A 6,219-nucleotide genomic window follows, 5' to 3' on the forward strand; every position below is an offset into this window, starting at 1 on the left:
GGATAGCGCAGGCCACTTCGATCGTACCGGCCACGGTTCTCCTGTGTCCACATCAGCCGCCTCCAAAAAGAGGCCGCATCTCAGCACAAGATGCCGCTAAACAACAATATGATCCCGGACGGACTCTCAGATCCTGATGCCGATTTCCCGGGCCCGTATCTCGCCCGTAATTCGAGCACCATGGGCGCTGGCGTGCGCGAAGCGTGAGCGCTCGATCTCTCGTCCGTCCGCCGACGAGATCGTCCATAAGAAGCAGCCCGCCTGCATGGTGCAGGGGATGACGACGATCCGGGAGGCGGAAGAGGAACGGCGCAACATTGTGGGATACTCTCGAGCTTCGTGTGGGGATCCAAGTCTCACGGATCCACACGGCGGACATATCGAGGCTCACGCCGTTCAATTTGACGTGATACGGCTTCCGGCTGAAGGGTTCGGGATCGTCGCTCTCCGTCTTTGCGAGCGGAGCGAAGCAATCCAGGGGCGCCACCGTCTCAAAGCGCGCGCTGCCCTGGGTCGCTTCGCCTACGGCTCGCGATGACGGCGTGGGCCCGGATCACCGAACGGTTCACCCGGAAACGGTATGAGACTACCGCAATCCAGTTCGCCCCCGCCCGGATCCGATCACCAAGTGGGGTAGGCCGTACCCTCCCGGCCCGCGGACTACGCCTTTCGTCCAGATCTGCCGATGAGCAATGCTATCCTTCGAATGTGCGAGGTTATGGCAGTGAACTGGTCCTCATGCGTGCGGTTTTGCAGTCATGGAGGACGCTATGGCGAAGATCCGTGCACTAGGTCTGGTACTGGCGATCTGCGCGACATCGACGGGTATGGCGTCCGCACAAACGGACACGACGGGAACGGGCGGCGGGCCGCTCACGACCGAGAAGGCGCCGAACACGACGGTAGTCGGACAGACCAAGCCGCCCAGCCGCGACGCCAGCCCGACATCGACCAAGCCGATCGAACGCTCGACCCCACGTCAGGCGATTGACGACGCCATCAGCCGGCGGATTTGCAACGGCTGCCTTGAGTATTCGACGGGGAAGGGCTTCTCCAGCAAGACCTCGGTCGGCATACCCCAAGGCGGCGGGGACGCTCGGAGGGATGATCCGCGGGACACTGGCCAGTCCAACTCGTTCAAGCAGCAGATGGATCTCGACACCGTCGCTCTGGCATCCGCGCACCGCGAGCGGGCCAAGTCGAGCGAAGAGAAGACCAACGGGCTATGGCAGTCCTGGCTCGTCTCGGTATGCGACGGCTGCGGCGACCAGAAGCCCGCCCAGTTTCTCAAGCGGCAAGACTATCCGTTGCGTGATGTGATGGCGACGGGGTCGGTCGATCAGGGCCCGCAGCACAACAGGGTACAGCCCCATTTGGTGAAGCGTTCCGAGGTTCCAAAGCACGGCAGCCTTGCGGCCGATCTGTCACCGGAGAATGTCGGCACCATCAGACGCATGGGTGGGGAGTGAGCCACTCGGCCCCGCCCGATCTGCTCACGGGCGGGGGAACCCCGGATCTCACCAGCGCCTGAACGCGTCTTGCCTCCGCTCGTCATGCTCGCGAGGAGCGGCCGTCAGACCACATGCCAAGCAGCGAGGTACCGACGTGCGAGGTGAAGATCGAGGGGGCATGGCAGCGAATGCCGGTCATCGAGGTGCACCGGCACTACCGTAACGCCCTCAAACGCTGCCCGGCCTGCCATGGTCAGGTCCGGACTGTCGGTCATCACCTGCGCATGCGCTGGGCGACGATGCTGCACCTTCACGGACACGAGGGCTGCCCGCTCATCCCGCGGCAGTATTGCGGCACGCCCTATCCGCATCCCGACGCGATCGGCTGGCGGAACTCCTCAGCGCCGTCCATCGACAGCAGTGAGCGCCGAGCGACCGCGCTTGGTTATCGCCCATTCGGTTCGCCCAGCACCATCCGTGTGACCGGTCGGTGCAACCAAGCCGAGCTTAGCCATGCGGATCAGGATCGTTTCCTGCTGATAGCATCGTGGGTTCTTCAGCAGGAGCCGGTAGCGCATATTGGCGCCGAGTGGCTTCAAAGACCCGGTCAGATCATACCCCCTTCCGCTCTCGGAACCGGATGCCGGCGCCGCCGCCGTTCTCGGGGATGAACTCCAGGCCAGTTGCATGATCGGCGGCAGGGCTTGCGCTGCGAGGCCGGCTTTCTTTTCCTTGGGGAAGAAGTCCGTCGGCCTCCGCAAACGTGGTAAGTCCTGTCACCGTGATCGTCCATTCCGCCCGGCCGGCGCTGTTTGCACGCCCAGTCTGTGCAACGAGGCTGCGGCTCGCCAAGCTGCGTAAACTGGTGTCACCCAAGTAGAAGCGGTCTCGTCCAGCAAGAAGCCGGAGCTTGTAGCGATCCCGCGCACTCAACGTTGTTCGCCGGACGGCCATATCGTGCTCCCTTTCGCTCCCGGAACCGGATCTCCGCGCCCGCGCCGTCCTCGGGAATGAGTTGTCAGGACCGCTCATGCTGCTGGAACCACGGCCGTGATCACCGTCGCGACCAAGGCCGCCACGAGGCAGTCCTCCAGGGCGTACGCCATGCCCAGGGCCTGAAGCGCTCTCGCCGAGCCGACGAACACGACCGCGATGCCCACGGCCATAAGGCGAGCGCGGATCACTTTCATGCGGCTGGATCGGCGATAGCTGCCGCCTCTCGGATGCCGAGCCATGCCAGCGCCGCGGACTGGGATCGGAAGAAGTGCTTCTGGGCCGTGAAGGGTGCGGACCGCTCGGCCGCCGGCATCTCGTCGAGAAGTTCGATCTGCCAGTCGCTGCCCGGCCCGCTGCGGTGAACGCTGCGCACGAGCCCCGCGATCACGACGCCATTCAGCAGCACGTCGTAGCTGCCGGGTGCGAGCTGTTCGAGGGTGTAGGTCACGCCGTCTCTTCACCCCGCCGAAACCTCACCCCTGCCCCACCGCCGTTCTGCGGGATGAACTCGATGCCAGCAGCTTCGAGCACCTGCCGGATGGCCGAGAGATTGTTCGGTGAGGGAGTACGCCGCCCCTTCTCGAAATCTCTGACTGTGCTCTCACTGAGGTTCGATCTGCCGGCCAACTCCGTCTGAGACCAGTCGAGCATACCGCGTGCAGCGCGCGACTGGGCAGCGGTCAAAGACATTGGTCGAGTCCACGCTTTTCGGTATTTTTACACGAAAAGCGTTGACGGCCTTCCGTGTCCACGATATCCGTTTATCACACACGATAATCGTGGATCAAGCGCCATGTCCCTCCAGCGCTCTCTCTCCTGGTCCTCCGCCCTCCGCGACCTGAAGGACGACGGCAAGCGCCGCCCGGCCGGCGCTCTCGGAGCCCAGGCGTCGATCACCTTCAAGGCCCGCACCCGCCCGCTCGTCGCCCCGACCGGCGCCTACGACCGCGCCGCGATCATGGCCGCTGCCGTGTTCGCCGCGAAGACGCATCAACTCACTTACGGCTCAACCTGGGGCGTCGCGATGTCGCTGGCGCTCAAGTCCACCTGGGCCGCCGCCAAGGCCGCCCGCGCCCGCACCGCGCACTGACCTGACCCCGCGCCGGGCCCGCCCGGCCGGCCCCCCTTCACCCCCGAGACCACCGCCACGAGCCCTAACCGGAGCCCGAACGATGACGCACGCCTTCACTCTGCCCGCGGCCGATCCGATCCACGCCGCGATCGTCCGCCACCGCGCCGCCTATCAGGTCGCCCCCGAGGGCCGCCCCAGCGTCGAGGCCAACGACGAGTACGACGCCGCGTCCGAGGCGATCGTCACCACCGCCTGCACCACCCGGTTCGGCGCCCTGGCGCTGCTGGAGCACTTCCGCTGGTGGCTCCGTGAGGAAGCCGCGTTCAAGGCCGGCCACCAGCCCGCCTACGGCATCGCCGAGGCCCGCGCCGCCGACCTGACCCTGTTCCTCGGCACCAACCTGCCGCCCGTGCCGCTGCACCGGGCAGCGCCGCAGGGCCGTCTCGCTCCACCGCTCGCGGTCCGCCCGGTCCTCGCCCTCGACCTCCAGCGCCGGGACACCGTGGCCGCGCTCCACGACGAGCGCCTGCCCGGCGAGATCGAGCTGTGGGAGGCGGTGCAGGCCGTCCGGCCGGACACCGCCCACGTCCGTGCCCCGCGCTTCCTCGACCTCGCGGGCGAGCTGCTGACCGCCGTCCTGCTCATCGCCCGGGGCGTCGCCGCCCACGGCTTCCTGCCGATCGCCTGAGGGGAGGGGCCGTCACGACGAAGCGCAGCAACACCCGCACCCAGGCCGAGCAGCCGGCCCACTTCCTAGCCACCCAGCGCGAGCGTGCCGCCCGCCTGCGCGACGCCGCCGGCTGGTTCATCCGGCCCGCAGCGGAGACAGCGCTCAAGGCGCCACCCGCATCGCCCGATGCACCCGTCGAGCCGGCTGAGCGCCCAACGCTTCCCGGCCGCGTGCCCGCCCCGCGCGACACTCACCCCGAAACCTACGCGTTGGGCGTCGCAGACGACAGTCTGGGTTCGCATGCGGCCCGCGGCGCCAGCGTGATCGTCAAGCCGGTGACGCCGTCCGGCGCCGGCCTCGCCGTGGTGTACCTCAGAGGGCAGGGGCCGAGGGTCTTCGACCTCACTCACAACTTCGACCCCGAGCACCCTCGACGCGGCCGACAGCATCATCGCCGTGCTGGATCACTGGGACGGCGACCCCGATCTCAAACCGGACGCCGATGCAGAACCGTCTCTCGCGGCGCCGGAAAGTCATCACGGCTCGCAGGTGGCGTTGATGCGCGGCGGGGACGAGGACCGCGAGGCCGAGGCGCCGGAGGCCGCCCTGCCGGAGGTGATCCGCAGTCCCGCGCCGAGGGTCCGGAGCGCGCCTGCGACGACGGGGCTCGCATGGAATGGCCACGGCAACGTCGTCTCGTATGCGGGCGCTGCGTTGATCGCGCTGATGGCGGGAGAAGCCTGATGCCGACGACGATTTCTAGAACCGCAGCACGGGCCGCTGCCGCTCGCCGCCTGCCCTGGCCCGACACCGTCCGCCTTCTTGTCTTGCTGGCGTGGGTCTGGCTACTCAATCGACGCCTGAGCGGTCTCTTCTGGCTGGCTGGTATGCGCAGGCAGCCGCCGCCGGGCGATGTGCTTCTGCGCCTGATGCGGCGCTGGCTGGCCGTTCACGAGGCAATTGGCCGGCTGCTGCCCGGCATCGCGGAGCCCGAGCACGTCCGCGAGGTGCGGGCGATCCTGACCAAGTCGGGTCGGCCCAGCGCCCCGGTCGATCGAGTGCGCCGCACGCCGTGATTGCGCAGCGCTCGTCGCAGCCATTCGTGCGGTAGTCGGCATTGCGGGTGCCTCCTCTCTCGGCTCATGATCCTGATCGAGCAGGTTGTAACGAGTTTGTGAGCGCAGTCGGGATTACGGCCTATAAGCGGTGCGATGCCTCGTCGCTCCTGCCTAAGCCCCAACAACTGCCGCGCTGCCGGTCGCGGCGGCCCCTGCCGCACCTGCGACGCCGAGGCGATTGCACGGCGTGCCGTCGCTCTGCGCGAGCGCATGGCGGCGAACCGTGCCGAAGGGCGGCCGCTATACGCGGAGCGCGCTGCATCAGCCCCAGGACACCGTTGTTAAGGCCCGGCCGGCTTCCGTGTCCGTAGGGAACGCCTGAACTCTGGATCTCGAAATCCATTTTGGAGGCTGCTGTAGGCCGGCGTCGCCCCTTTTCCGACACAGTTCGGAAACCGGTGTGGTAACCCTGTTACAGCTTGGCTGTGCAAAACTCGGTACCACCACGGTGATCGGGTTCAGTTTCTGGGGAAACCGCACAGTCATGAAGACGCTTGCCACCTCGCTTGTGATGTTCACGGCGCTCACCGCCGCCGCGTCCGCCGCGGACCTTCCGCGCCGCGCGCCGCCGCCGGTGTTCACGCCCGTTCCGGTGTTCACCTGGACCGGCGCGTACTTCGGTATCAACGCCGGCTACGCCTTCGATGCCAGCAGCAACGGCTCGCAGGGCTTCGTCCAGACCGCCGGCAACCCGGTCGTCCTCGGCCCGGGCGGCCTCGCGCCCTACCGCGCCCTGGCGCCGCTCGGCTCCACGCTGGTCTACTCCAACAGCAACCGTGAGGGCTTCTCCGGCGGCGGCCAGGTCGGCTACAACTATCAGTTCACCCCGGGCGCCGGCGTCGTCGTCGGTGTCGAGGCCGACGCCCAGTACCTCGACTTCGGCGGCCGCGCCCGCTTCGCCACCAACGCCGC

9 protein-coding genes and 1 pseudogene are annotated in these 6,219 nt (G+C 67.4%); 6 read left to right on the forward strand and 4 right to left on the reverse strand.

Translation table 11 applies throughout. From position 1 onward, the window contains the following. Nucleotides 1-770: 770 nt before the first annotated feature. A complete protein-coding gene (locus tag Q8W71_RS32085) occupies nucleotides 771-1,469 on the forward strand; it encodes a hypothetical protein (RefSeq protein WP_305529389.1) in 699 nt (232 codons plus the stop codon). Nucleotides 1,470-1,849: 380 nt separating this feature from the next. On the opposite strand, the gene Q8W71_RS32090 is transcribed toward Q8W71_RS32085, so the two are convergent. The 4 genes from Q8W71_RS32090 to Q8W71_RS32105 form a co-directional block, all read right to left on the reverse strand. Continuing rightward, on the reverse strand, nucleotides 1,850-2,212 hold the full coding sequence (locus Q8W71_RS32090) for a hypothetical protein (protein ID WP_305529390.1): 363 nt from the start codon (nucleotides 2,210-2,212) through the stop codon (nucleotides 1,850-1,852). Between the two features lie 267 nt (nucleotides 2,213-2,479). After that, nucleotides 2,480-2,641 (reverse strand): hypothetical protein, encoded by a 162-nt coding sequence (locus Q8W71_RS32095; protein ID WP_305529391.1) that lies wholly within the window; start codon nucleotides 2,639-2,641, stop codon nucleotides 2,480-2,482. Next, entirely contained in the window at nucleotides 2,638-2,895 is a 258-nt protein-coding gene (locus Q8W71_RS32100; protein WP_305529392.1) for a hypothetical protein, read from the reverse strand. The genes Q8W71_RS32095 and Q8W71_RS32100 overlap by 4 nt, the downstream gene beginning before the upstream one ends. Further along, on the reverse strand, nucleotides 2,892-3,137 hold the full coding sequence (locus Q8W71_RS32105) for a helix-turn-helix domain-containing protein (protein WP_305529393.1): 246 nt from the start codon (nucleotides 3,135-3,137) through the stop codon (nucleotides 2,892-2,894). Before Q8W71_RS32105 ends, Q8W71_RS32100 begins: the two co-directional genes overlap by 4 nt. Nucleotides 3,138-3,240: 103 nt before the next feature. Here Q8W71_RS32105 and Q8W71_RS32110 point away from each other — a divergent pair, with 103 nt between their 5' ends. From Q8W71_RS32110 to Q8W71_RS32130, 5 genes and pseudogenes are all read left to right on the forward strand, one after another. Then, nucleotides 3,241-3,537 carry a hypothetical protein gene (locus Q8W71_RS32110; RefSeq protein WP_305529394.1) on the forward strand — a complete coding sequence of 99 codons (297 nt, stop codon included), beginning with the start codon at nucleotides 3,241-3,243 and terminating at the stop codon, nucleotides 3,535-3,537. Nucleotides 3,538-3,619: 82 nt separating this feature from the next. After that, on the forward strand, nucleotides 3,620-4,207 hold the full coding sequence (locus Q8W71_RS32115) for a hypothetical protein (RefSeq protein WP_305529395.1): 588 nt from the start codon (nucleotides 3,620-3,622) through the stop codon (nucleotides 4,205-4,207). A gap of 438 nt (nucleotides 4,208-4,645) precedes the next feature. After that, on the forward strand, nucleotides 4,646-4,933 hold the full coding sequence (locus Q8W71_RS32120) for a hypothetical protein (protein WP_305529396.1): 288 nt from the start codon (nucleotides 4,646-4,648) through the stop codon (nucleotides 4,931-4,933). Further along, complete coding sequence (locus Q8W71_RS32125) at nucleotides 4,933-5,265, forward strand: hypothetical protein (protein WP_305529397.1); 333 nt, start codon at nucleotides 4,933-4,935, stop codon at nucleotides 5,263-5,265. Before Q8W71_RS32120 ends, Q8W71_RS32125 begins: the two co-directional genes overlap by 1 nt. Before the next feature lie 526 nt (nucleotides 5,266-5,791). Continuing rightward, nucleotides 5,792-6,219: pseudogene (locus tag Q8W71_RS32130) on the forward strand (porin family protein); the annotation flags it as partial.

It is taken from the genome of Methylobacterium amylolyticum (genome assembly GCF_030700245.1).
Lineage (GTDB): Bacteria > Pseudomonadota > Alphaproteobacteria > Rhizobiales > Beijerinckiaceae > Methylobacterium.

Excerpts from the sequence above, each read along its gene's own strand:
- Q8W71_RS32085 (WP_305529389.1), top strand. The coding sequence starts at position 771 with ATGGCGAAGATCCGTGCACTAGGTCTGGTACTGGCGATCTGCGCGACA.
- Q8W71_RS32095 (WP_305529391.1), bottom strand. The coding sequence starts at position 2,641 with ATGAAAGTGATCCGCGCTCGCCTTATGGCCGTGGGCATCGCGGTCGTG.
- Q8W71_RS32105 (WP_305529393.1), bottom strand. The coding sequence starts at position 3,137 with ATGTCTTTGACCGCTGCCCAGTCGCGCGCTGCACGCGGTATGCTCGAC.
- Q8W71_RS32110 (WP_305529394.1), top strand. The coding sequence starts at position 3,241 with ATGTCCCTCCAGCGCTCTCTCTCCTGGTCCTCCGCCCTCCGCGACCTG.
- Q8W71_RS32115 (WP_305529395.1), top strand. The coding sequence starts at position 3,620 with ATGACGCACGCCTTCACTCTGCCCGCGGCCGATCCGATCCACGCCGCG.
- Q8W71_RS32125 (WP_305529397.1), top strand. The coding sequence starts at position 4,933 with ATGCCGACGACGATTTCTAGAACCGCAGCACGGGCCGCTGCCGCTCGC.